The organism is Variovorax sp. FG153 (assembly GCF_057809595.1).
Map to the genome: position 1 here is coordinate 43,502 of NZ_JBMDKG010000015.1, position 22,880 is coordinate 66,381.

At 71.3% G+C, this 22,880-nt stretch carries 22 protein-coding genes; 17 read left to right on the top strand and 5 right to left on the bottom strand.

Annotated features, from left to right (window positions below):
• Nucleotides 1-18 precede the first annotated feature (18 nt).
• Genes ACODT0_RS17875 through ACODT0_RS17920 form a run of 10 tightly spaced genes read left to right on the top strand, consistent with a single transcriptional unit; the run spans nt 19 to nt 10,272 of the window.
• On the top strand, nt 19-816 hold the full coding sequence (locus ACODT0_RS17875) for an aspartate dehydrogenase (RefSeq protein WP_489041882.1): 798 nt from the start codon (nt 19-21) through the stop codon (nt 814-816).
• An 8-nt stretch (nt 817-824) separates the two neighbouring features.
• Nucleotides 825-2,300, top strand: a complete 1,476-nt coding sequence (locus ACODT0_RS17880) for an aldehyde dehydrogenase (RefSeq protein ID WP_489041883.1) — start codon at nt 825-827, stop codon at nt 2,298-2,300.
• Nucleotides 2,301-2,313: 13 nt separating this feature from the next.
• The gene (locus ACODT0_RS17885; protein WP_489041884.1) at nt 2,314-3,285 is read left to right on the top strand and encodes a VOC family protein; all 972 of its coding nucleotides are present in this window, start codon (nt 2,314-2,316) and stop codon (nt 3,283-3,285) included.
• A 14-nt stretch (nt 3,286-3,299) separates the two neighbouring features.
• Nucleotides 3,300-4,286 (top strand): Bug family tripartite tricarboxylate transporter substrate binding protein, encoded by a 987-nt coding sequence (locus ACODT0_RS17890; protein ID WP_489041931.1) that lies wholly within the window; start codon nt 3,300-3,302, stop codon nt 4,284-4,286.
• Nucleotides 4,287-4,317: 31 nt separating this feature from the next.
• Nucleotides 4,318-5,478, top strand: coding sequence for an FAD-dependent monooxygenase (locus tag ACODT0_RS17895; RefSeq protein WP_489041885.1), 1,161 nt, complete (start codon nt 4,318-4,320; stop codon nt 5,476-5,478).
• Between the two features lie 29 nt (nt 5,479-5,507).
• Nucleotides 5,508-5,729 (top strand): recombinase-like helix-turn-helix domain-containing protein, encoded by a 222-nt coding sequence (locus ACODT0_RS17900; protein WP_057595700.1) that lies wholly within the window; start codon nt 5,508-5,510, stop codon nt 5,727-5,729.
• Between the two features lie 10 nt (nt 5,730-5,739).
• A complete protein-coding gene (locus ACODT0_RS17905) occupies nt 5,740-6,786 on the top strand; it encodes a Rieske 2Fe-2S domain-containing protein (RefSeq protein ID WP_413763152.1) in 1,047 nt (348 codons plus the stop codon).
• A gap of 17 nt (nt 6,787-6,803) precedes the next feature.
• Nucleotides 6,804-7,772, top strand: coding sequence for a PDR/VanB family oxidoreductase (locus ACODT0_RS17910; RefSeq protein ID WP_489041886.1), 969 nt, complete (start codon nt 6,804-6,806; stop codon nt 7,770-7,772).
• Nucleotides 7,773-7,817: 45 nt separating this feature from the next.
• Entirely contained in the window at nt 7,818-8,924 is a 1,107-nt protein-coding gene (locus ACODT0_RS17915; RefSeq protein WP_413763154.1) for a porin, read from the top strand.
• 25 nt (nt 8,925-8,949) lie between these two features.
• Nucleotides 8,950-10,272 (top strand): MFS transporter, encoded by a 1,323-nt coding sequence (locus ACODT0_RS17920; protein WP_413763155.1) that lies wholly within the window; start codon nt 8,950-8,952, stop codon nt 10,270-10,272.
• On the opposite strand, the gene ACODT0_RS17925 is transcribed toward ACODT0_RS17920, so the two are convergent.
• Nucleotides 10,269-11,000 (bottom strand): ABC transporter substrate-binding protein, encoded by a 732-nt coding sequence (locus tag ACODT0_RS17925; protein ID WP_057595695.1) that lies wholly within the window; start codon nt 10,998-11,000, stop codon nt 10,269-10,271. The genes ACODT0_RS17920 and ACODT0_RS17925 overlap by 4 nt on opposite strands.
• A 204-nt stretch (nt 11,001-11,204) precedes the next feature.
• Between ACODT0_RS17925 and ACODT0_RS17930 the strand changes: the two genes are divergently transcribed.
• The 6 genes from ACODT0_RS17930 (at nt 11,205) to ACODT0_RS17955 (ending at nt 18,283) form a co-directional block, all read left to right on the top strand.
• Nucleotides 11,205-11,594: a response regulator gene (locus ACODT0_RS17930; RefSeq protein ID WP_057597945.1), complete on the top strand. Its 390-nt coding sequence runs from the start codon at nt 11,205-11,207 to the stop codon at nt 11,592-11,594.
• Nucleotides 11,594-12,250, top strand: coding sequence for a biliverdin-producing heme oxygenase (locus ACODT0_RS17935; protein ID WP_489041887.1), 657 nt, complete (start codon nt 11,594-11,596; stop codon nt 12,248-12,250). Before ACODT0_RS17930 ends, ACODT0_RS17935 begins: the two co-directional genes overlap by 1 nt.
• Before the next feature lie 36 nt (nt 12,251-12,286).
• Nucleotides 12,287-14,617 carry an ATP-binding protein gene (locus tag ACODT0_RS17940; protein ID WP_489041888.1) on the top strand — a complete coding sequence of 777 codons (2,331 nt, stop codon included), beginning with the start codon at nt 12,287-12,289 and terminating at the stop codon, nt 14,615-14,617.
• On the top strand, nt 14,610-15,068 hold the full coding sequence (locus ACODT0_RS17945; protein ID WP_057593082.1) for a response regulator: 459 nt from the start codon (nt 14,610-14,612) through the stop codon (nt 15,066-15,068). Before ACODT0_RS17940 ends, ACODT0_RS17945 begins: the two co-directional genes overlap by 8 nt.
• The gene (locus tag ACODT0_RS17950; protein WP_489041889.1) at nt 15,061-17,580 is read left to right on the top strand and encodes a response regulator; all 2,520 of its coding nucleotides are present in this window, start codon (nt 15,061-15,063) and stop codon (nt 17,578-17,580) included. Before ACODT0_RS17945 ends, ACODT0_RS17950 begins: the two co-directional genes overlap by 8 nt.
• A gap of 61 nt (nt 17,581-17,641) precedes the next feature.
• Entirely contained in the window at nt 17,642-18,283 is a 642-nt protein-coding gene (locus ACODT0_RS17955; RefSeq protein WP_057593084.1) for a LysE family transporter, read from the top strand.
• Between the two features lie 4 nt (nt 18,284-18,287).
• On the opposite strand, the gene ACODT0_RS17960 is transcribed toward ACODT0_RS17955, so the two are convergent.
• Entirely contained in the window at nt 18,288-18,698 is a 411-nt protein-coding gene (locus tag ACODT0_RS17960) for a RidA family protein (RefSeq protein ID WP_489041890.1), read from the bottom strand.
• Between the two features lie 116 nt (nt 18,699-18,814).
• Between ACODT0_RS17960 and ACODT0_RS17965 the strand changes: the two genes are divergently transcribed.
• Nucleotides 18,815-19,741 (top strand): LysR family transcriptional regulator, encoded by a 927-nt coding sequence (locus ACODT0_RS17965; RefSeq protein WP_057593086.1) that lies wholly within the window; start codon nt 18,815-18,817, stop codon nt 19,739-19,741.
• 13 nt (nt 19,742-19,754) lie between these two features.
• Here the strand turns inward: ACODT0_RS17965 and ACODT0_RS17970 are convergent, their stop codons facing one another.
• Genes ACODT0_RS17970 through ACODT0_RS17980 form a run of 3 tightly spaced genes read right to left on the bottom strand, consistent with a single transcriptional unit; the run spans nt 19,755 to nt 22,799 of the window.
• The gene (locus tag ACODT0_RS17970; protein ID WP_057593087.1) at nt 19,755-20,579 is read right to left on the bottom strand and encodes a substrate-binding domain-containing protein; all 825 of its coding nucleotides are present in this window, start codon (nt 20,577-20,579) and stop codon (nt 19,755-19,757) included.
• Nucleotides 20,580-20,628: 49 nt separating this feature from the next.
• Entirely contained in the window at nt 20,629-22,116 is a 1,488-nt protein-coding gene (locus ACODT0_RS17975) for a sensor histidine kinase (protein ID WP_413763160.1), read from the bottom strand.
• Nucleotides 22,113-22,799 (bottom strand): response regulator, encoded by a 687-nt coding sequence (locus ACODT0_RS17980; protein ID WP_057593088.1) that lies wholly within the window; start codon nt 22,797-22,799, stop codon nt 22,113-22,115. The genes ACODT0_RS17975 and ACODT0_RS17980 overlap by 4 nt, the downstream gene beginning before the upstream one ends.
• Nucleotides 22,800-22,880 lie beyond the last annotated feature (81 nt).

Consider the following 22,880-nt stretch of genomic DNA (forward strand, 5'->3'; position numbering starts at 1 on the left):
GCGAGCGAGACCCGATCCATGACCGCCCCCAAGCGCATCGCCCTGGTCGGCTGCGGCGCCATCGGCACCGCGGTGCTCGAACTGCTGCGCGACGACCCGGCCCTGGAGGTGACGACCGTCGTCGTGCCCGCCGACGGCGCCGAAGCCGCGCGCCAGGCCGCGCCCGGCGCGCAGGTGCTCGCCGCGGTGCCGGCCGAAGGCATCGACCTCGTGGTCGAGACCGCGGGCCATGCGGCCATCGAGCAGCACGTGCTGCCCGCGCTGGAACGCGGCACGCCCTGCGTGGTCGCGTCGGTGGGCGCGCTGTCGACCGCCGGCTTCGCCGAACGGCTCGAGGCCGCGGCGGTCGCGGGCCGCACCCAGGTGCAGCTGATCCCGGGCGCCATCGGCGCGATCGACGCGCTGGCCGCGGCCCGCATCGGCGGCCTGGCCAGCGTGCGCTACACCGGCCGCAAGCCGCCGAAGGCCTGGAAGGGCACGCCGGCCGAGCAGGGCCGCGACCTCGACGCGCTGGCGCAGGCCACCGTCATCTTCGAGGGCAGCGCGCGCGAGGCGGCCTTGCTCTATCCGAAGAACGCCAACGTGGCGGCCACCGTCTCGCTCGCGGGCCTGGGGCTCGACCGCACGCAGGTGCGGCTGATCGCCGACCCGGCCACCGCCGAGAACGTGCACACCGTCGAAGCCGAGGGCGCCTTCGGCAGCTTCGAGCTGACCATGCGCAACAAGCCGCTCGCGGCCAATCCCAAGACCTCCGCGCTGACCGTCTACAGCGCCGTGCGCGCGCTGCGCAACCGCGTCGCGGCGCTCGCCATCTGAGCCACCCCATGATTTCTTCCGAACTTCTTCCGATCTGCATCGCCGGCGAATGGCGCCTGGGCGGCGGCGACATCTACGAAAGCCTGTACCCGGCCACCGGCGAACCGATCGCGCGCCTGCGCGCCGCGAGCCTGACCGACGTCGAGGAGGCCATCGCGGGCGCCGACCGGGCCTTTCGCACCAGCGGCTGGGCCCAGCGCCTGCCGCACGAGCGCGCCACCGTGCTGCACCGCGTGGCGCAGCTGATCCGCGACGAGGCCGAATCGCTGGCGCAGAAGCAGCGCCTCGACAACGGCAAGCCGATCAACGAGACGCGCAACCTCGTGGCCAGTGCCGCGGGCACCTTCCAGTTCTTCGCGGCCGCGCTCGAGACGCTCGAGGAAAGCATCACCCCGTCGCGCGGCGCCTTCGTCACGATGAGCGTGCACGAGCCCATGGGCGTGGTCGCGGCGATCACGCCGTGGAACTCGCCGATCGCGAGCGAGGCGCAGAAGCTCGCGCCCGCGCTGGCGGCCGGCAACGCCGTGGTGGTGAAGCCCGCCGAGGTCACGCCGCTGATGGCGCTCGAACTGGCGCGCATCTGCGAACAGGCCGGCGTGCCCAGGGGCATCGTCAGCGTGCTGCCGGGCCGGGGCTCGGTGATCGGCGATGCGATCACCAGGCATCCGCTGGTCAAGCGCGTGTCCTTCACCGGCGGCACCACCACCGGCCGGCACATCGCCCACATCGCGGCCGACAAGATGATGCCGGTGTCGCTCGAGCTCGGCGGCAAGTCGCCGACCATGGTGCTCGAGGACGCGGACCTCGACCATGCCGTCAACGGCGTGCTCTACGGCATCTTCAGCTCGTCGGGCGAATCGTGCATCGCGGGCTCGCGGCTGTTCGTGGCGCGCGGCATCTACGACGAGTTCCTCACGCGGCTGGCCGAAGGCGCGAACGCACTGCGCGTGGGCGACCCGGCTTCGGAGCGCACACAGATGGGCCCGCTGATCACGGCGAAGCACCGCGAGGGCATCGAGCGCTACGTCGAGCTCGGCGTGTCCGAGGGCGGCCGCATCCGCACCGGTGGCGTGCGTCCGCAGGGCGCCGGCTACGACAGCGGCTACTTCTACCGGCCGACCATCATCGAAGGCCTGGACAACGGCGCGCGCACCAGCCAGGAGGAGATCTTCGGCCCGGTGCTGGTCGCGATGCCCTTCGACGACGAGGCCTCGCTGGTCGCGCAGGCCAACGACAGCGTCTACGCGCTGGCCGCGGGCGTGTGGAGCCGCGACTTCAAGCGCGCCTGGAAGCTCGGCCGCGCGGTGCAGGCCGGCACGGTCTGGGTCAACACCTACAAGCAGTTCTCGGTCTCCACGCCCTTCGGTGGCTGGCGCGACAGCGGCCTGGGCCGCGAGAAGGGCCGCGAAGGCATCTTCCAGTACATGGAGCAGAAGAGCATGTACTGGGGCACCAACGAACAACCGCTCGCGTGGGCGAACTGAACAGGGCCACACCATGAGCGTTCTAGGCATCGACCAGATCACCTACGGGGCGGACGACCTGCCCACCTGCCGCCGCTTCTTCGAGGACTGGGGCCTCGCGCTGAAGTCCGAGGCGCCCGGCGAACTCGTCTTCGAGTGCCTCAACGGCTGCCGGGTCGTCGTTGCGGCGTCGAGCGACGCGAGCCTGCCGCCCGCGATGGAGGAGGGCCCGACCCTGCGCGAGGTGGTGTGGGGCGTGGAGAGCGAGGCCGATCTCGAGCGCTACGCCGCCGCGATCGCGAACGATCCGGCTTTCTTCGACGCCAGCATCGACGGCGCGCGCCGCATCGGCTGCATCGATCCCAACGGCCTGGCCGTGCGGCTGCAGGTCAGCCGCAAGCATGCCGTCGAGGTCGACTGCGGTGCGATGAACACCTGGAACGCCAAGCCGCGCCTCAACCGGCCCGCGCCGATCTACGAGCGCGCCACGCCGATCGAGGTTGGCCACGTGGTGTTCTTCGTCGGCGACGTGAAGGCCACGAGCGCCTTCTATGCCGAACGCTTCGGCTTCGTCGGCTCCGACAGCTATCCGAACCGCGGCGCCTTCATGCGCTGCGCGCCCGAGGGCGGCCACCACGACCTGTTCCTGCTGCAGATTCCCTCGGGCAAGCGCGGGCTCAACCACGTGGCCTTCACCGTGCGCGACATCCACGAGGTGTTCGGCGGCGGGTTGCACTTCTCGCGCCAGGGCTGGGACACGCAGCTCGGCCCGGGCCGGCACCCGGTCTCCTCGGCCTACTTCTGGTATTTCAAAAACCCGGCCGGCGGCCTGATCGAGTACTACGCCGACGAGGACCAGCTCACGGCCGACTGGCAGCCGCGCGAGTTCGAGCCGGGGCCGACGGTGTTCGCCGAATGGGCGGTCGATGGCGGCCTCGACGGCCACACGCGGCGCCAGAAGAACGCGGAGGGGCCGAAGGGCGCCTTCCTCACCGAGAAGAAATGACGGTTCCGATCACCATGCAACGACGCTTCTGTGTCTCCCTCCTGTTCGCGGCGCTGGCCGCCATCGCCTTGCCCGCGAGCGCGCAAAGCGATGTGCACAAGCAACTGGCCGCCGAGCGCTTCACCATCGTCTCGCCGTTCCCGCCCGGCGGGCCGGTCGACACGCTGGCGCGCGTGCTGTCCGACGGGCTCGCCAGGCGCTACGGCCAGGCAGCCGTGGTCGACAACCAGGTCGGCGCGGCCGGCAACATCGGCATGGAGAAGGTCAAGCGCGCCAAGGGCGACGGCCACACGCTGCTGGTGATCCCGGCCGGCAACGTCACGATCAATCCCACGCTGATGCCGAACTTCCCGTTCGACATGCAGAAGGACTTCGTGCCGATCACCATGCTGGCCAAGGCACCCAACGTGCTGGTGGCATCGCCGGCCTCGGGCATCAAGAGCGTGAAGGAGCTGGTGGCGCAGGCCAAGGCCAAGCCCGGCACGCTGTCGTATGCCTCGCCCGGCGTGGGCAGCGGGCTGCACCTGGCGGGCGAGCTGTTCAAGCAGCAGGCCGGCATCGACCTGCTGCATGTGCCCTACAAGGGCACGCCGCCCGCGCTCAACGACGTGCTCGGTGGCTCGGTGCCGCTGATGTTCAGCAACCTGCCCGCGACCCTGCCGTTCATCGGCAACGGCAAGCTGATCGCGCTCGGCGTGACCGAGGCCGTGCGCAGCCCCGCCGCGCCCGACATCCCCACCTTGGCGGAGCAGGGCATCCAGGGCGTGGCCGTGACCTCCTGGTACGGCCTGATGGCGCCGCGCGGCACGCCGGCGGCGGTGGTCGACCAGCTCGCGAAGGACGCGGCCGAGATGCTGGCTCAGCCCGAGGTGCGCGAGCGCCTGAAGGCGCAGGGCATGACCGGCGCCGCGATGAAGCCGGCAGCGTTCGCCGCCCACATCCGCGACGAGACGGCCGTCTGGGCCCGCATCGTCAAGGCGCGAAACATCGTGGCCGAGTGAGCCGCGAACAAGAAGGAAGAGACACACACCCATGAACACCAGCGAATCCACCCTCGGCATCGTCGGCGCCGGCATCGGCGGCCTGGCCGCCGCCATCGCGCTGCGCCGCGCCGGCCACGACGTGGTCGTGTTCGAGCAGGCGAAGCAGTTCGCGCGCGTCGGCGCCGACATCAACCTCACGCCCAACGCGGTGCGCGCGCTCGACGGCCTCGGCGTCGGCGAGGCGGCCCGCGTGACCGCCGCGCGGCCCTCGCACCGCATTAGCCGCACCTACGACAGCGGCGCGGAGACCTCGCGCCTCGAGATGGCCGAATCGGCCGAGGCACGCTACGGCGCGCCGCAGCTCACGATCCACCGCGCCGACCTGCTGGCCGCGCTGGCCCAGATGTTCCCGGCCGAGCGCGTGGCATTGGCCCGACGCGCCGAGCGCATCGCGGCCGACGAGGGCGGCGTGACGATCTCCTTCACCGACGGCAGCGAGGCCCGCGTGGGCGCGCTGATCGGCGCCGACGGCATCCACTCCTGCGTGCGCAACGCGATGTTCGGCGCCGAGAGTCCGCGCTTCACCGGCATCGTGGCCTACCGTGCCGTGGTGAGTGCTGAACGCGTGGCCGGCCTGCCGAACCTCGGCGCCTTCACCAAGTGGTGGGGGCCGAATCCGCAGAGCCAGATCGTCACCTTCCCGCTCAACCGCGGGCGCGACATCTTCATCTTCGCGACCACGCCGCAGGACAGCTGGCAGCTCGAGTCCTGGACCGCGCCCGGCGACGTGGACGAGCTGCGCGCCCAGTACACGGCCTACCACCCCGAGGCGCGCGCGCTGCTCGACGCCTGCGACACGGTGCTCAAGACCGCGCTCTACGAACGCGACCCGATGCCCGCCTGGGCGCGCGGCCGCATGGCGCTGATCGGCGATGCCGCGCATCCGATGCTGCCGTTCATGGCGCAGGGCGCGGGCATGGCGATCGAGGACGCGGTGGTGCTCGCGCGCCATCTCGAGGGCGTGGCGATGGACGGCATCGCCGCCGCGCTGGCCGACTTCGAGACCGCCCGCATCGAGCGCGCGAGCCAGGTGCAGCTCGGATCGCGCGGCAACAACTGGCTGCGCGAGGGCGGCAACGCCGACTGGGTCTACGGCTACGACGCCTGGACCGCGCCGCTGGCCACGCCCGCGATGGCCGCGACCGTTTGAAGAATTCCACCTCACCCACGGAGGACCCCATGCCACAAGACCGCTACCTGCAACCGCACCAGGCGCGCCAGCGCCCGGCCACCACCTACGAAGACCTGCTGGGCGACGTGATCGAGCGCGCCTTCGCCGACGGCATCCACGACCTGCCGGGCCTGGTGCAGCGGCTCAACGACAGCGGCCTGGCCACGCCCGGCGGCCTGGCCTGGACCGAGGCGCTGTACCGCAAGGAAATGGCCACGCTGGCCGGCTGAGGAGACACCCATGAGCATCGCCATCCAACCCGTTCCGGCCGACCCTGTCGACCACCTGCTCGAGATCGGCCTCAAGGACCTCTGGTATCCGATCTGCCCCTCGCACTTCATCAAGGAGAACCCCGTCTCGCTGCGCCGCCTGGGCCGCAAGCTCGCGCTGTGGCGCGACGGCGAGGGCGTGCTGCATGCGCTCGAGGACCGCTGCCCGCACCGCGGCGCGCCGCTGTCGCAGGGCGTGGTGCTCGGCGACCGGCTCTCCTGTCCCTACCACGGCGTGGAAGTGCGGCACGACGGCGTGGTCACGCGCGTGCCCGGCAGCCCGGGCTGCAAGCTCGAGGGCTCGAAGGCCACGCGCCACTTCCACGTGCAGGAGCGCGCGGGCGCGGTGTTCCTCTACAACGCGAAGGAGCCGGTCGACGTGCCGCCGCCGCTGGTGCTGCCCGAGCAACTGACCGACGACGCCGAGTATTCGAGCTTCCTCTGCTACACCGAGTGGAAGGGCGACTACCGCTACGTGCTCGACAACGTGATGGACCCGATGCACGGCACCTACCTGCACAAGCAGTCGCACTCGATGGCCGAGGGCGACGCGAGCGCCAAGTTCGGCATCCGGCCGACCGACATCGGCTTCGTGTTCGAGAAGGAAGGCCAGCGCAACGTCAACTTCGACTGGACCGAATGGGCCGACACCGGCATCCACTGGATGCGGCTGGAGATCCCGTATCCGAAGACCGGCGGCCCCGGCGGCAACTTCATCATCGTGGGCGCCTTCTCGCCGATCGTGAAGGGCATGACCGCCACCTTCTTCTGGCGCGTGCGCAAGCTGGCACCGGGCTGGCAGCGCGACACCTGGCGCTTCCTCTACCGCAACCGGCTCGAGGCGCGCCACTGGCACGTGCTCGAGCAGGACCGCGTGATGCTCGAGGAGATGGAGGCCGACGCCAACCAGCACGAGAACCTCTACCAGCACGACCTGGGCATCGTGCGGCTGCGCCGCCACATGCGCAACCTGGCGGTGGCGCAGCTCGCGCAAGCGGCCGAGCCAGCCACCGCCTGAGCGAGGAAGCGATCGCCATGTCCTCTCCCACGCTGAACGCCCTCGTGCACACGATGCGCTACGAGGCCGACGGCATCGTCAGTGTCGAGTTCCGGCCGGCCACGCCCGCGGTGGACTTTCCCGCCTTCGAGGCCGGCTCGCACATCGACCTGCACCTGCCCAACGGCCTGGTGCGCAGCTACTCGTTGTGCAACCCGGCCAGCGACCGCCAGCGCTACGTGGTGGGCGTGCTCAACGACCGCAAGAGCCGTGGCGGCTCGCGCTACGTGCACCAGCAATTGCGCGTGGGCATGACCCTGCCGATCTCGGCGCCGCGCAACAACTTCGCGCTCGAGGAGGACGCTCGGCGCTCGGTGCTGGTGGCCGGCGGCATCGGCGTCACGCCCATCTGGTGCATGCTGCAGCGGCTCGCGTTGCTCGGGCGGCCGGTCGAGCTGGTCTATTGCGCGCGCAGCCGCAAGGAGGCCGCTTTCGTCGAGGCCATCGAGGCGCTGGCGCGCGACAAGTCCATCGAACTGAGCTGGCACTTCGACGACGAGAAGGGCGCGCCGCCCGATCTCGCGAAGCTGCTGGCCGGGCGCGGCGACGACAGCCACTACTACTGCTGCGGTCCCACGCCGATGCTCGATGCCTTCGAGCGCGGCTGCGAGCAACTGGGCTATGCCAACGTGCACATCGAGCGTTTCGCCGCCGTGCAGGTGGAGGCACCGGCCGCCACGCAAAGCTGCGTGGTGGCCTGCGCGAAGAGCAAGCGCGAGGTCGAGGTGCCCGCGGGCAAGTCGATCCTCGACAGCCTGATCGATGCCGGCCTCGACCCCGACCACAGCTGCAAGGAAGGCGTGTGCGGCGCCTGCGAGACGGCCGTGCTCGAAGGCGAGGTCGACCATCACGACGGCATCCTCACCAAGGCCGAACGCGCGGCCAACAAGACCATGATGATCTGCGTGTCGCGCTGCAAGGGCGCGCGCCTGGTGCTCGATATCTGATTCCCCCAAGGCCCCAGGCCAGAAGAAAACCACCCGAGACATTCCATGAAAAAGTACTTGCTCACGCTGGTTTCGATCAGCGCGGCTGGCGGAGCGCTGGCCCAATCCTCCCTCACGATCTTCGGCGTGGTCGATGCCGCCGTCACCTACACGCGCGGCAGCGGGCCCGGCGCGGGCAGCAAGACGCAGCTCACGAACAGCGGCAACATGTTCAGTCGCCTCGGCTTCCGCGGCACCGAGGACCTCGGCGGCGGCCTGTCGGCGGGCTTCTGGCTCGAGATGGGGCTGCAGAACGACAGCGCGCTGGGCTTTCCCTCGAACTCGAACAACCAGGCCAGCGGCAACGGCACGCCCGGCGTGCTGAGCTTCAACCGCCGCGCCACCGTGAGCCTCGCGGGACCCTTCGGCGAGATCCGCCTGGGCCGCGACTACGTGCCGGCGTTCTGGAACACCGCGATCTACGACCCCTTCGGCACCGGCGGCGGCATCGGCGCCAACCAGCTCTACTTCTCGGGGCTGGGCGGCCTCACTGCGCCGACCGGCACGCGCGCCTCCAACAGCGTGGGCTACCTGCTGCCGGGCGGCCTCGGCGGCTTCTACGGCCAGGTGATGTACGCGATGGGCGAGAACGAGTCGACCTCGGTGCTGCCGGGCACGCTGGTGTCGAACAAGCGCGACGGCAACCACACGGGCCTGCGCCTGGGCTATGCCGACGGCGGCTTCAACATCGCGCTGGCGACCGGCAGGACGCGCTACGCGAGCGGCGACCTGCGCGTGACCAACCTCGGCGCCTCCTACACCTTCGGCCCGTCGCTGATGAACCTCAAGCTCACGGGCGAGCTCTACGGCGAGTCGAAGGGCTCCACCGATGCCAGGGGCGCGCTGATCGGCTTCCACCTGCCGATCGGGCCGGGCGAGATCAAGGGCTCGTACGCGCGCTACCGGCTCGAGCCTTTCGGCGCGCTGCGCAACCCCACCTCGTCGAAGCTCGCGCTGGGCTACGTGCACAACCTGTCGAAGCGCACCGCGCTCTACGCGACCGTGGCGCGCATCAGCAACAGCAACGGCGCGGCCGCGGCCCTCACGGGCGCGATCACGGCGCCGAACCGGTCCTCGAGCGGCACCGAGTTCGGCATGCGCCACATGTTCTGAGAGGGCGAACGCGCCCGGAAATGCCATGCGAAGCCAGAGCAAGAACCTCCGCTGGTACGGCGTGATCACGCTGTTCCTGATCGTCGCGATCTCCTACGTGGACCGCATCAACATCGCGGTGCTGATCACCGACGCCGACTTCCTGCGCCACGTGGGCATCGCGCCGGACGACCGGGTGCGCCAGGGCTTCCTCGCGACGGCCTTCATGCTGGGCTACGGCATCTCGGCCTTCGTGCTCACGCCGTTCTGCTCGGCGCTGTTCGGCGTGCGGCGCAGCCTGATCTTCGGGCTGGTGCTGTGGGGCGTGGTGACCTGGGCCTCGCCGCTGTTCCACAGCTACGGGCTGCTGCTGGCCTCGCGCGTGCTGCTGGGCGTGTCGGAAGGGCCGCTGTTCTCGCTGGCCTCGTCGTACATCAAGGCGCATTTCCGCGGCGACGAGAACGGCAAGCCCAACGCCATCGTCAACATGGGCACCGGCCTCGGGCTGGCGCTGGGCTTTCCGCTCGTGGGCTGGCTGCTCGCTCAGTACGCCTGGGACACCTCGTTCCACGTGCTGGGCGTGCTCAACATCGTGCTGGGCATTCCGCTGGTGCTGGCCTTCGTGCGCATGCCGGCGGGGCAGGGCGATGCGATAGCGCCGAAGTCCTTCGGCGACGCGATGGCGCGCGTGGGCGGCATCGTGAAGGGCGCGCTGCACACGCGCCACCTGTTCCTGATCACGCTGCTGACCTCGGCCGCGCTGGCCTACCTCTGGGGCAGCAGCAACTGGCTGCCGACCTACCTGCGCGAGGCGCGCGGCTTCTCGCTGCGCGAGATGGGCTGGCTGGCCTCGCTGCCGCAGTACGCGACCGTGCTCGCGGTGTTCGTGGGCGGCGTGCTGGTCGACCGGCTGGGCCGCGCGCGCGTGCCCTTCATCTTCATGGGCGCCAGCGCGGGCGTGGCGCTGTCGGTGCTGCTGGCGATCAGCGCGCGCGATCCCTACGTGGCGGCCTGCTGCCTGGTGGCGGCGAACTTCTTCTGGGGCCTGCAGAGCCCGGCGATCCCGAGCACGGTGCAGCACTGCGCGCGGCCCGAGCACACGGCCAGCGCCTTCGGCGTGACCAACGGCGTGGGCAGCCTGGTGGCCGGCTTCATGCCGGTGCTGATGGGCGGCGTGATCGGCGCGCTGTCGTCGGCCGGCGCGGCGGGCCATGGCGCGGGCGGCGGATCGGCGGCGGGTTTCTTCGCGGGCTTCGCGCTGCTGATCGGCACGCAGGTGGTGGTGTTCGGCTGCGGGCTGGCGCTGTGGCGGCGCGACCGGGCGCCGCGGGCGGCCGGCCTTGCGGAAGGGGTGTCCCGGGCTTCTTAGGGCGCGACGCTCGCGCCCTCGATGCCGTGGCGCTGCAGCGCCTCGGCCACGAAGCCGCTGGCCTTCATCTCCTCGACGAAGGCCGCGAGCAGCGCCTGGGCCTCGGCGCCGCGGCTGGCCGGCGTGCCCATGGCCTGCTGGATCACCATGAAGCGGCCCGGCAGCAGGCGCACGCCCGAGGAGCGGCGCGCCTCGGTCTCGAGCAGCTGACGGATGCCGGCGGCCACGTCGACCTGGCCCGCGCGCAGCGCCGAGAGCACAGCCTGCGCGCCCTGCACGCGCACGAGCTCGGCCCGGTGGATCTCGCGCGTGAGGAACAGGTCGTAGGCGCTGCCCGCGCCGACTCCGATGCGATGGCCGGGGGCGTCGACCTCGGCGTTGTCCTGCAGCGCCGAGCCGTCGAGCACCAGGTAGCTGCCCTCGATCAGCACATAGGGCGCGGTGAAGCGCAGGCCCTCGCTGCGCGCCGGGTCGATCGCGAAGAAGCCGATGTCGGCGCGCTCGGCCTTGACGGCGTCGACCGAGGCCGCGGCCTTGTCGAACACCACCAGTTCGACGCCCACGCCCAGGCGGCGCGCGAACTCGTGGGCCAGGTCGATCGACACGCCCACCGGCTGGTAGCTCACCGGGTGCTTGTTGGCCAGGATCGGGTTGCCGAGGTTGATCGAGGCGCGCAGCGTGCCGCTGGGCGCGAAGGCGGAGACGAGGGCGGGGGAGATCTGGGTCATGGCGGTCCGTCTGGGGTGGCGCGCGGGCGGCGGGCCCGGCCCCGGAGTTTACGGGCGCGGCCGCCGGCCCGCCGGTTGCCGTGGTCCGGGGGGGGCGGGCGGCCGGATTTCCTACTCGGGGTGATGGTTCTCGCTCACCGGATATTCAGCGCCATCGCGTAGGCTCTCGCCATCCGAAAAAAAATACCGAGGCTGTCGCCCATCGTGCCGATCTCCACCTTTCTCGTCGAAGACAACCCACTCATCCGCCACAACCTCATCGCCGCCATGGAGGACGAGGCCGACATCCTGCTGGTGGGCACGGCCGCCACCGAGGCCGAGGCCATCGAGCGGCTCGACGCCTGCGATCCGCCCTGGGAACTGCTGGTGGTCGACCTGTTCCTCGAGGAGGGCTCGGGCCTGGGCATCGTCAAGCGCTACCGCGAGCGCCGCGCCGGCCAGCGCGTGGTGGTGCTGACCAACTACGGCACCGACGACATCGCGGGCTGGGCGCGCGAACTCGGCGCCGACGCGGTGTTCGACAAGTCGGGCGGGCTCGACGACTTCTTCTCGTTCTGCGCCGGCCTCGGGGCCGAGGCCCAGGGCGCGCGCTGATGGCGGCACCCGGACCGGCGGCTTCGGTCGCGCTGCAACCGCTGCGCGAGGCCACGCGTGAACTGCACCATGCGCTCGACAGCCGGCTGCGCATCGGCGGCGAGGACGCCACGCTGGCCGACTATGCCGAGCACCTGCGCGCGCTGCGGCCCTGGCTGGCGGCCGTGCGCGAGGCGCTCGCCGGCTCGGGCGTCGCGGCGCTCGAGGCGGTGGCGCGGCAGCTCGCGCTGCGCCTCGAGGCGCTCGAACTCGACCTGCGCGACGCGCAGGCGGCCGGGCCGGCCACACTGCCGGCCTTGCCGGACACCGGCACGCTCGCCGCGCAGGCCACCGATCCCGGCTTCGCCTGGGGCCTGGCCTACGTGGTCGAAGGCTCGCGGCTCGGCGGCAGCGTCATGCACCGGCGGCTGGCCCCGCGGCTCGCGCCGCATCCGATGCGCTACTTCGCGCCCGTGGGCGCCGAGGACGGCACGCCCGCGCACTGGCGCCATTTCGTCGCCCAGCTCGGCGAGGCGCTGCGCGACGGCGCGGCCGTGCCGTCGGCGCAGCGCGGCGCGGTGGCTGGCTTCGAGGCGCTGATGCCGTGCTTCGGCCTCGGGCGCGACGGCGGAAGCGCGCCGTCGCCAAGCCGCGACGCCAACCTGCATGCCTCGTAGGAATCCGCCGACGAGGACGCCGCCGAGGCCGCTGGCATGATCGAACCGACCTCGATCCATTCCCCCTCCCACCCCGCGCCGACCGATCCGGCCTCGTCCTTTCCACCGAACGTGCCAGCTTCCCCCACGCCCTCGCAATCCCTCCCCGGCAGCGTCGACGCGGTCGATCTGTCGAGTTGCGATCTCGAGCCGATCCGCGTGCCGGGCTCGATCCAGCCGCATGGCCGGATGCTGGTGCTGGCGCCCGAGGGCCTGGCGCCGCTGGCCTGGAGCGACAACTGGCCCGAGGGCGAAGCCGCCGCGGCGGCGCGGGTGCTGCGCGCCATGGCGTCGCCGCCGCTGCAGCCCGGCGCCTCGCCGGTGTCGCTGGGCGCGCTCGACATCGCCGGCCACCTGCTCGACGTGGCGGTGCACCGCACCGAACAGCACCTGATCGCCGAGTTCGAGGCCGCGAAGCCGGCCGCGGGCAACGAGGCGCCGATCTACGCGCTGAGCCGCATCCTGCTGCCCGCGCTGCAGCAGGCGGTCGACGTGGGCGAGCTCACCGGCCTGGTCGCGCGGGCGATGAAGCAGCTCACGGGCTTCGGCCGCTGCCTGGTCTACCGCTTCGATGCCGCGGGCCACGGCGAGGTGCTGGCCGAGGCCGCCGACGCGGGCTACGACAGCTACGTCGGCCACCACTTCCCGGCCTCCGACATTCCGCAGCAGGCGCGCGCGCTCTACCTGGTCAATCACTTCCGGCTGATCGCCGACGCCAACTACAGCCCGGTGCCGCTGGTCTCGAACGACGCGGCACTGGCGCCGGCCGGCATCGACCTGTCGCAGGCGCAGTTGCGCAGCGTGTCCCCGATCCATCTCGAGTACATGCGCAACATGGGCACGCTGGCCTCGATGTCGGTGTCGATCGTGGTGCGCGGCCGGCTCTGGGGGCTGATCTCCTGCCACGACCACGACCCGCGCTTCCTCGACACCGCGACCCGGCTGGCCTGCGAGCACATGGGCCAGCTGCTGTCGATGCAGATCGACGCCAAGGAAACCCACGGCGAGGTGGCCGAGCGGCTCGAGCTGCGCCAGCTCACCCTGCAGACCGTGTCGCAGCTCGCCGACAGCGACGCCACCCTGCGCCGCCTGGTCGACGAGGGCTCGCTGCTGCTGCGCGTGGCGCGCGCCACCGGCGCGGCCGTGGTGCTCGACGACGCGGTCTGGACCGTGGGCGACGTGCCGGCCGAGGCGCAGATCCAGGAGCTCGCGCACTGGATCGCGGGGCTCGGTGTCGAGGTCTACGAAAGCGACGCGCTGGCCGCGCATTTCGCGCCCTTCGCCGACTGCCAGTCGGTCGCGGCCGGCGTGCTGGCGATCTCGATCTCGCAGGTGCACCGCCACCTGATCCTGTGGTTCCGGCCCGAGATCGTGCAGACCGTGCAATGGGCCGGCGACCCGCGCAAGCCGATGCTGCCCGATGGCCGGCGCATGCATCCGCGGCTGAGCTTCCAGAGCTGGGTCGAGCACATCCGCGGGCGCTCCAATCCCTGGACCGGCGCCGAGCAGGGCGCGGCCGTCGAGCTGCGCCAGGCGCTGATCGGCATCGTGCTGCGGCGCGCCGAGGAGCTCGCGGCCGTGGCGACCGAGCTGGGCCGCGTGAACCGCGAGCTCGAGGCCTTCTCGTACACCGTCTCGCACGACCTGCGCGCGCCGATGCGCCACATCGCGGGCTATGTCGACCTGGTGACGCAGACCGAGGGCCAGCAGCTCACCGACCGCGCGCGGCGCTATCTCTCGCATGTGAAGGACGCGGCCGCGTTCGCGGGGCAGATGGTCGATGCGCTGCTCGACTTCTCGCGCATGGGCCGCGCCGCGCTGCAGAAGCGCGCGGTCGACACGCCCTCGCTGGTCGAGGGGCTGGTGCGCGAGCTGGTGCGCATCGAGCCCACGCGCGCCATCGAATGGCGCGTCGAGCCCGACCTGCCGCCGCTGTATGCCGACCCGCTGCTGCTGCAGGTCACGGTGCGCAACCTGCTGGCCAACGCGGTCAAGTACTCGCGCACCCGTGAGCCTGCGGTCATCACGGTGCGCGCGGTGCGCAATGCCGCCGGCACCGGCCTCGAGGTCGAGGACAACGGCGTGGGCTTCCAGATGAAGTACGTCGACAAGCTGTTCGGCGTGTTCCAGCGGCTGCACCAGGCCGAGGAGTTCGAGGGCACCGGCATCGGGCTGGCCAACGTGAAGCGGATCGTGGAGCGGCATGGCGGCACGGTGTGGGCGCGCGGCGAACTGGGCGCGGGCGCCTGCTTCGGCTTCGTGCTGCCGGGCGCGGAGGCGGATGGAACGAATTCGAGCAACGCAACTGACGGAGAAGAGGATGCTTAAGCCGATCCTGCTGGTCGAGGACGACAAGCGCGACCTGGAACTCACCCTGGTGGCCCTGGAGCGCAGCCAACTGGCGAACGACGTGGTGGTGCTGCGCGACGGTGCGCAGGCGCTCGACTATCTCAAGCGCGAGGGCGAGCATGCCGATCGCGCCGAGGGCAATCCGGCCGTGATCCTGCTCGACCTCAAGCTGCCCAAGGTGACCGGGCTCGAGGTGCTGCAGGAAGTGCGCGCCTCGGCCGCGCTGCGCAGCATCCCGGTGGTGATGCTGACCTCCTCGCAGGAGGAGTCGGACGTGCTGCGCAGCTACGAGCTCGGCGTCAACGCCTATGTGGTCAAGCCGGTGGCTTTCGACCGGTTCGTCTCGGCGATCGCCGACCTCGGGGTGTTCTGGGCCGTGCTCAACGAACCGCCGCCGGGGTCGCTCAAGGCCACCCGGCGCCATGAGTAGCGGCACGGCGTCCACGACGGCCCCCGACATCCTCGTCCTCGAGGATTCGCGCTTCGACGTCGAACTGCTGACCGAGGCGCTGGTCGCAGCGCTGCCTGGGGCGCGCGTGACCGTGGTGTGCGACGAGGAGGGCTTCACGGGCGCGCTGGAAAGCGCGCGCTACCAGCTGATCCTGTCCGACTACGAGCTGCCGGGCTTCTCGGGCGCGCATGCGCTGGAGATCGCGCGCGCGGTGGCGCCGCTCACGCCCTTCATCTTCGTCTCGGGCGTGATCGGCGAGGACAACGCGGTCGAGCTGCTCAAGCGCGGCGCCACCGACTACGTGAGCAAGGGGCGGCTGGCGCGGCTGCCGGTGGTGATGGAGCGCGCGCTCAAGGAGGCGGCCGACCGCGAGGCCAAGCAGGCGGCCGAGGCCAAGCTGCGCGTGGCCCACGAGATCTTCGGGGCCGCCGAGTCGCGCCGGCTGGCGCTGATCGAGCTCAGCGACCGCATCCGCGACATGGACGGCATCTGCGAGATCGCCTACACCGCCTCGCAGATGCTCGGCACGCGGCTGCAGGTGGACCGCGCGGGCTATGGCCTGGTGGACAAGGCGACCGAGACCATCGAGATCGAGCGCGACTGGACCGCGCCGGGCGTCAAGAGCCTGGCCGGCACGCTGCGCTTTCGCGACTACGGCAGCTATATCGACGACCTGCGCCAGGGCACGACGGTGGTCTTCGCCGATGCCCACGAAGATCCGCGCACGCGCGCCAATGCCGCCGCGCTCGACGGCATCGGCGCGCGCGCCGCGGTCAACATGCCGCTGACCGAGCGCGGCGGGCTGGTCGGGCTGCTCTACCTCAACCACGGCAGCGCGCGCGCCTGGTCGCGCGACGAGCTCGACTTCATCGGCGAGGTCGGCGAGCGCATCCGCTCGGCGATCGCGCGGCGCGAGGCGCAGCTCGAGCTGCAGGCCTTCGCCGAATCGCTGGCGCGCGAGGTCGAGGTGCGCACGCGCGAGCGCGACCGCACCTGGGAGCTGAGCCAGGACCTGCTGGGCGTGGCCAACGGGCAGGGCTATTTCGAGAGCGCTAACCCGGCCTGGGAAGAGGTGCTCGGCTGGAGCCGCCAGGAGCTGATGGCGATGCCGTTCCGCGAGCTGGTGCATCCGGACGACCTGGCCGCGACCGAGGCCGAGCTCGCGCGGCTGGCCCGCGGCGAGCGCACGCGCGGCTTCGAGAACCGCTACCGCGCCAAGGACGGCAGCTACCGCTGGCTGTCGTGGACCGCGGTGCCCGATGGCGGCCTCAACTACTCGGCCGCGCGCGACATCACCGAGCAGAAGGAGCGCGCGGCCGAACTCGAGGCCGCGCGCGAGCAGCTGCGCCAGAGCCAGAAGCTCGAGGCCGTGGGCCAGCTCACGGGCGGCCTCGCGCACGACTTCAACAACCTGCTGGCCGCCATCGGCGGCAGCCTGGAACTGATGCGCCGGCGCGGGCTCGACGGCCGGCAGGCCGACCTCGAGCGCTACATCGGCGTGGCCCACGGCGCGGTCAAGCGCGCGGCCGCGCTCACGCACCGGCTGCTGGCCTTCTCGCGCCGGCAGACGCTGGAGCCCAAGTCGGTCAACCTCAACCGCCTCGTGAGTGGCATGGAGGACCTGCTGCGCCGGACCATGGGCCCCGAGATCGCGCTCGAGACCGTGGCCGCCGTCGGCCTGTGGAACGTGCATGCCGACCCGAGCCAGCTCGAGAACGCGCTGCTCAACCTGTGCATCAACGCGCGCGACGCCATGCCCGAGGGCGGCACGCTGGTGATCGAGACCGCCAACCGCTGGATCGACGCGCGCAGCGCGCCGGGCCGCGACCTGCCGGCGGGCCAGTACGTCTCGCTCACGGTCAGCGACAACGGCGTGGGCATGAGCGCGGAGGTCGTGGCGCGCGCCTTCGATCCCTTCTTCACCACCAAGCCCATCGGCATGGGCACCGGGCTCGGCCTGTCGATGATCTACGGCTTCGCCAAGCAGTCGGGCGGGCAGGTGCGCATCTATTCCGAGGTCGGCCAGGGCACCTCGGTCAGCATCTACCTGCCGCGCCACGACCACAAGGAGGAGAGCACCGCCGAGGCCGAGCAGGTCGAGACCGCGCCGCGCGCCGACCGTGGCGACACCGTGCTGGTGGTCGACGACGAGGCCTCGCTGCGCATGCTGATCGTGGAGGTGATGCAGGGCCTGGGCTATGCCACGCTCGAGGCCGGCGACGGCGCCGATGCGCTGCGCATCCTCGAGTCGAACCAGCGCATCGACCTGCTGCTGACCGACGTCGGCCTGCCCGGCGGCATGAACGGCCGCCAGGTGGCCGACGCCGCGCGCACCCTGCGCGCCGGCCTCAAGGTGCTGTTCATCACCGGCTATGCCGAGAACGCGGTGCTGAGCCACGGCCATCTGGCACCCGGCATGCACGTGATGACCAAGCCCTTCGAGATGGATGCGCTGGCGAACCGGGTCAAGGCGCTGATCGAGGCCCGCTGAGGGCAGGGGCGTTCGCCTGCCGCTAGCATCGGCGGGTCCGTTCGCCTCCGTCCCCAGCGCCATGACCCAACTCTCGCCCCTGCTGCTCATCGCCGGCGTCTACCTCGCCGTGCTCGCGAGCCCGGGCCCCAACTTCTTCATCCTGAGCCAGATGGCGCTCGACGGGCGCCAGCGCGAATCGCGCTACGTGGTGCTGGGGCTCACGACCGGCTCGATCTTCTGGGTCGTGCTCTCGCTCGCGGGCATGTCCACCCTGATGGCGCACCATCCGTGGCTGGCCTCGGCCGTGCGTTTCCTCGGCGCGAGCTACCTGGTCTGGTATGGCGCGAGCCTGCTGTGGCGGGCCGTGGCCCGCCCCGTGAAGACCGCCGCGGGCAGCGCCCGCCGCGCGCCCGCGGGCACGCGCCGCGATGCGCGCGGCGCCTACCGCGCCGGCCTGCTGACCGGCATCACCAACCCCAAGGGCGCGGCCTTCTGGACCAGCGTGTTCGCGACCCTGGTGCCCGCGCAGGCCGCGGGCTGGTTCTATCCCGCCACCATCCTCATGGTGGCGGTGCTCTCGCTGCTGTGGCACTTCGGCATCACCGTGGTGTTCGGCGCCGAGGCGATCCGTGCGCGCTACCTGCGCGTGGAGCGCTGGGTCGATGGCGTGGCCGGCGGCATGCTGGTCATGCTCGGCGTGCAGCGGATCGTCGCTCGTTAGCGTCTCAGGCGGCGGTCGTTTCCGGCAGCTTCGCGACCACCTTGATCTCGAAGTCGAAGCCGTAGAGCCAGGTCACGCCGATGGCGGTGGCCGTGGGATGGGGCGCCTCGCCCCAGAACTCGGCGAGCACGAGGTTCCAGATGCGCTCGAACTTCGAGGCCGGATCGACGATGTAGACCGTCACGTCGATCACGTCGGCGAAGCTGGCGCCGGCGGCCGCGAGCACGGCATTCAGGTTCTGGAAGGCCAGCCGGACCTGGGCCTCGAGCTCGGGTTCGGGCGAACCGTCGGACCGGCTGCCGACCTGGCCCGAGACGAACAGCAGGCCGTTGGCGCGCACGGCCGGCGAGTAGCGGTGAAGCTCGTAGAGCGCCTGGCGGCCGGCGGAAAAGACGACATCGCGGGGGGAAGACATGGGATTCACTTTCTTCGATGGTTGCGGATGCAGTGAATCTAGGTGTTCGCTCTTCGCGGATAAACGGGCAAGACGCACAATGACTGTTTGACAATCCCAAACAATCGGACCACGACATGGACCGTTTCGATGCGATGCAGGCCTTTGCGCGCGTGGTGGAAGCCGGCAGCTTCACCAAGGCGGCGCAGACCCTGCACATGAGCAAGACCACCGTGACCCAGCTGGTGCAGCAGCTCGAGGCACGGCTGCGCGTGAAGCTGCTGCACCGCACGACGCGGCAGGTCAAGGTCACGGCCGAGGGCACGCTCTACTACGAGCGCGTGGTGCGCCTGCTGGCCGACCTCGAGGATGCCGACACCCGCCTGGCCAGCGTCACGGCCTCGCCCAAGGGGCGGCTGCGCGTCGACGTGCCGGCCCCGCTGGCGCGGCTGATCCTGGTGCCGGCGCTGCCGGCCTTCCATGCGCGCCATCCCGAGATCCAGCTCGACCTGGGCGTGAGCGACCGCGTGGTCGACGTGATCGGCGACAACGTCGACTGCGTGCTGCGCGGCGGCGAGCTCACCGACTCCTCGCTGGTGGCGCGCCGCGTGGGCGACCTGCGGCTCGGCGTCTATGCCTCGCCCGCCTACCTGGCACGCGCCGGTACGCCCGCGCATCCGCGCGAGCTCGAGGATTCGCATCACCGCATCGTCGGCTTCCTGCGCTCGCGCAGCGGCACGCTGGCGCCGATCGCGCTGTCGCGCGCGGGCGAGCAACTCGCCCCGCGCGGCCGCCACGTGGTCGCGCTCGACGACGGCAATGCCTATGCCGCGGCCGGTGTCGCGGGCATGGGCGTGCTCTGGCTGCCGCGCTACATGGCGCAGGCGCACCTCGACAGCGGCGAGCTGGTGCCGCTGTTCGAGGACTGGGAAGTGGCCTCGATGCCGCTGTACCTGGTGTTCCCGCCGAACCGGCACCTGAGCGCGAAGCTGCGCGTGTTCATCGACTGGGTCGACGAACTGATGGCGAAGCATGCGCCGCTCGCCGTGCCGGGCGGCGCCTGAGGCGGCGCGCGCCTCAACGCGAAGCCAGCGGCTCCAGCCCCGTCTTCGCGATCGTCGGCGCGCTGGCCGGCGAGTTCAGGTAGCGGATCAGTTCGCGTGCCGCCTCGGGCTGCGTCGATGCGGTGGCGATGCCGGCCGAGAACACCGTCACCTGCTGCACCTCGGCCGGCAGCGGGCCGACGTAATCGATGCCCTCGATCGGCAGCAGCTCGCTGACCTGCTGCAGGCCGAGCGCGGCGTCGCCGCGCGCCACCACGCTGCCCACGCGCTCGCTGAGGATGCGGCGGCTCTTGGGCTTGACCTGGGCCTCGAGGCCGAGCTTCTTCAGCAGCTCGGTCTCGTAGTAGGTGCCGCTGGCGCTGGCCGAATAGGCGATCGACGGCGCCGCGAGCAGGGTGCGCTTGAGCGCCTCGACGCTCGAGATGTCGGGCCTGGGCGCGCCCTTGCGCACCGCGAAGCCGATCGAGGAGCGCACCAGGTCGACCTGGCTGCCGGGCCGCACCTGGCCCTGCGCGACCAGCGCATCGAGCGCGGGCCGCGCCAGGATCACGACGTCGGCCGGCTCCCGTCGCGCGAGGCGGCTCGGGATGGAGTCGCTGGCATTGCCCATCGAGGCGCCGTAGGCGGTCTTCACCGCGCGGCCGCTGGCGCGCTCGAAGCCGGGGCGCAGCTCGTTGTAGGCGGCCGTGAAGCCGCCCGAGGTCATCACGTGGAGCTCGGGCTTCGGTGCCGGGGCATTGCCGGCGGGGCTGCCGCAGCCCGCGAGCGCGAGCCCGAGGGCGGCGCCGAGCAGGGCGCGGCGCGTGAAGGCCGCGAGGCGGGGGCGCTGGATGGTCATGGGGTCTCCTGTGTCGATGTCGCGTCCGTCATCGTAGGAGCACCGGCTGTCAATCCGCCGTCAGCACGGCGCGGGTCTTCACCGAGGCCGTGGCGCCCGGCTCGATGCCTTCGCGCGCGAGCGGCAGCCGCACCGTCACCAGCAGGCCCGGGCCGGGCCGCGTGTCGCCGAGCACGATGCTGCCGCCATGTGCCTCGGTGGCCGAGCGCACGATCGCGAGGCCCAGGCCGCTGCCGGTCTGGGTCTGGTCGGGGTCGCGGAAGAAGCGGTCGAACACGCGCTCGCGCAGCTCGGGCGGAATGCCCGGGCCGCGGTCGGCCACGGTCAGTTCGGCCTGCGCGCCGTCGCGCCGGATGCCCACGGTCACGGCCGAGCCCGGCGGCGCGTATTTGGTGGCGTTGTCGATCAGGTTGTCGATCATCGACACCAGGCTGTCGCGATCGCCGGCCACCGGCGCCGGGTCGTCGCTCAGCAGCTCCACCTCCACGCCGCGCGTGCGCGCGAGCACCGACAGCGCGGCCAGCCGTTCCTGCACCAGGTCGTCCAGGCGCAGCAGGGCGGGGCGCGGCGCCGAGACCTGGGCCGCGCTGCGCATCAGGTGCAGCAGCTGGTTCACCAGCCGCTCGGCGCGCGCGCTGGCGCTGACCACGCGCGCCATCAGCTCCTGCTGGCGCGCCGGCGGCACCGGCGCGGGCTGCGCCTGCAGGCCCTGCAGTGCCTCGACGTTCACGCGCAGCGCCGCGATCGGCGTGCGCAGCTCGTGCGCGGCATCGGCGATGAAGCTCTGCTCGCGCTCGATGCTCGCGCGCAGCCGCTGCATCAGCGCATTGAAGTTGTCGACCAGCGGGCGCAGCTCGTCGTGGCGCGTCTGCGTGGCCAGCGGCGCGAGCTCGCGCACGTCGCGCGACGCGATCTCGCGCGCCACCTTGCGCCAGGGCCGCAGCGCGAGCCGGATCGACAGCCAGGCCGGCAGCAGCAGGAAGGGCACGCTGATGACCAGCGGCAGGATGTAGTAGCCGCGCGAATGGAAGGTCAGCCACATCTGCGGGCCGGCCGGCAGCACCAGCGCGACGCGCGTGGCGCCGTCCTCGCTCTCCAGCGAACGCGTGCGCCATTGCTTGCCCTGCGCGGTCACGTCCTCGGCCACGCCGAGGCGGCTGTTGGCGATGTCGGTGGGCACGCCCTCCGAGTGGTAGACCAGCCGGCCGTGCTGCCACACCAGCAGGCTCGGCGAGAGCGAGGGATCGTTGTCGCTGCCCATGGTCTCGCGCAACGCGGTGTCCATGCGCTGGAGGCTCTCGGCCAGCGCCGCGGGCCGGTCGGCCAGGTTGTGCGCCACCGACAGCACGCTGCGGTGCGAGGTGTCGACCATGCCCATGTCCTCGGTCAGCGAGGTGCCGAGCACCAGGCCCACCGCGATGCTCCACAGCAGCGTGAGCATCGCCACCTGCGCCAGCATCAGCCGGCGCACCAGCGTGGGCCGCAGCAGCCGGCGCCAGCCGCGCGGGGCGTCGGAGGCCGCCGCCGCGGCCGTCAAGACGGCGTTCCCGGCAGCTTCAGCGCGGCCTGGTCGATCACGTAGCCGATGCCGCGCACGGTGCGGATGTAGCCGTCGCCGATCTTGCGGCGCAGGTTCGAAATGTGGACCTCGAGCACGTTGCTGCCATGGGTCTGCCAGGCCGGCAGCACCTGCTGCTCGAGCATGCGCCGCGTGATCACGCGGTCGGTGCGCTTGATCAGCAGGCTCAGCAGCTTGAACTCGCTGCGCGACAGGTCCACCGGCTGGCCGTTGACCTGCACGCGCTGCGTCGGCTCGTGCAGCCACAGGCCGCGCACCTCGAAGGTCACGCCGTCGCTGCCGTAGCTGCGGCGCGCGAGCGCGCGCACGCGCGACAGCATCTCGGCGAGAACGAAAGGCTTCACCAGGTAGTCGTCGGCGCCGTTGTCGAGCCCGAGCAGGCGGTCGTCGAGCGCATCGCGCGCGCTGAGGATCAGCACCGGCAGCCGCGATTCGGCGCGCCGCACGTGCTGCAGCAGGCCCAGGCCGTCGCCGTCGGGCAGGCCCAGGTCGAGCAGCAGAAGGTCGCAGCCCTCGCCATCGAGGATGCGCCGCGCGTCTTCGATGCGGCGCACCCACACCACCTCCATGCCCTGCGTCTGCAGTGCCACCCGGATGCCGGTCGCGAGGTCGAAATCGTCTTCCACCACAAGAATCTTCATGAATGCAATCTAACCGGCGAAGCTGAAGGAATTCCTAAAGCTTCTCGACCAGGCCTGAAAGGTGCAAGGCAGGCCGAGCCG